This window comes from Xanthobacter autotrophicus (genome assembly GCF_005871085.1).
Taxonomy (GTDB): domain Bacteria; phylum Pseudomonadota; class Alphaproteobacteria; order Rhizobiales; family Xanthobacteraceae; genus Xanthobacter; species Xanthobacter autotrophicus.
In genome coordinates this window covers 1-1,157 of sequence record NZ_VAUP01000008.1, presented here as the reverse complement: position 1 = coordinate 1,157, position 1,157 = coordinate 1, and the positions used below count along the sequence as shown (strand labels likewise).

The following is a 1,157-nucleotide window of genomic DNA, read 5'->3' as shown; positions in this document are numbered from 1 at the left end:
ATGGCCAAAGAGAAGTTCAACCGCTCGAAGCCGCACTGCAACATCGGCACGATCGGTCACGTGGATCATGGCAAGACGTCGCTGACTGCGGCGATCACGAAGATCCTTGCGGAGACGGGCGGCGCGACGTTCACGGCGTACGACCAGATCGACAAGGCGCCGGAAGAGAAGGCGCGTGGCATCACGATCTCGACCGCTCACGTGGAATACGAGACGGCCAACCGTCACTATGCGCACGTCGACTGCCCCGGGCACGCCGACTATGTGAAGAACATGATCACCGGCGCGGCGCAGATGGACGGCGCGATCCTGGTGGTGTCGGCGGCCGACGGCCCCATGCCGCAGACCCGCGAGCACATCCTGCTCGCCCGTCAGGTGGGCGTGCCGGCGCTGGTGGTGTTCCTCAACAAGTGCGACATGGTCGACGACGAGGAACTGCTGGAGCTGGTCGAGCTGGAAGTGCGCGAGCTGCTCTCCAAGTACGACTTCCCCGGCGACGACATCCCGATCATCCGCGGCTCGGCGCTGGTTGCGCTTGAGAACGGCGATCCCAAGCTCGGCCGCGACGCGGTGCTGAAGCTGATGGAGGCGGTCGACGCCTACATCCCGCAGCCCGAGCGTCCGGTGGACCTGCCGTTCCTGATGCCCATCGAGGACGTGTTCTCGATCTCGGGCCGCGGCACGGTGGTGACCGGTCGCGTGGAGCGCGGCATCATCAAGGTCGGCGAGGAAGTGGAAATCGTGGGCATCCGCCCGACGCAGAAGACCACGGTCACCGGCGTCGAGATGTTCCGCAAGCTGCTCGATCAGGGCCAGGCCGGCGACAACGTCGGCATCCTGGTGCGCGGCACCAAGCGTGAGGACGTGGAGCGCGGCCAGGTGGTGTGCAAGCCGGGTACGGTGAAGCCGCACACCAAGTTCAAGGCCGAGGCCTACATCCTGACCAAGGAAGAGGGCGGTCGTCACACCCCGTTCTTCACCAACTACCGCCCGCAGTTCTACTTCCGGACCACGGACGTGACCGGCGTGTGCACGCTGCCGGAAGGCACCGAGATGGTGATGCCGGGCGACAACGTGTCCATGGACGTGGCGCTGATCGTTCCCATCGCCATGGAAGAAAAGCTGCGCTTCGCCATCCGCGAGGGTGGCCGCACGGT

1 protein-coding gene is annotated in these 1,157 nt (G+C 65.4%); it reads left to right on the top strand.

The features are described from left to right. Window positions 1-1,157: elongation factor Tu (gene tuf, locus FBQ73_RS03085; RefSeq protein WP_138398064.1), on the top strand; the 1,157-nt coding region annotated here is incomplete at its 3' end.